This window comes from Bradyrhizobium sp. BRP19 (assembly GCF_020194195.1).
In the GTDB taxonomy this organism is placed as follows: domain Bacteria; phylum Pseudomonadota; class Alphaproteobacteria; order Rhizobiales; family Xanthobacteraceae; genus Bradyrhizobium; species Bradyrhizobium yuanmingense.
Genome location: NZ_JADYVZ010000197.1, coordinates 1 through 408, shown reverse-complemented (window position 1 = coordinate 408; position 408 = coordinate 1). Strand labels below are relative to the sequence as shown.

The window sequence follows — 408 nt, the reverse complement described above, 5'->3', positions numbered from 1 at the left end:
GTAATATATGGTTCGATTTACTAATTCTAATGATTTTTATCATGGCCTTTATTATCTTAAATATTGTTGGTTTAAAACGATACAGACAGGTATAAATTCTTCAAAACTTTTAAATGACTTCAATCAAGATAAGCTTCTAAATATAAAGCACTGATAATAAAAACAACCACTCAAAAACGGTAATGTCTATCACATTAAAAAGACATTACCGTTTTGTTTATTAATTAACTTGTAAATACTTAGTTACTTCTTCATTAATTTTGTGATATAAATCCTCATGATCTGTTAAACGATAACCAAATGACGGCACCATTGCTTTAATCTTGGGTTCCCATCCTTTGAATTCATCACGATAGCATCGCTGTAAAACATCAAACGTAATATCTCCAGCTGTTGACGCACCAGGTG

The 408-nt window shown here is 30.4% G+C and carries 1 protein-coding gene; it reads right to left on the bottom strand.

What is annotated here, in order from left to right; translation table 11 throughout:
- Positions 1–220: 220 nt before the first annotated feature.
- On the bottom strand, positions 221–408 hold a 188-nt coding region (locus I6F36_RS39165), incomplete at its 5' end, for a malate:quinone oxidoreductase (RefSeq protein WP_225173314.1).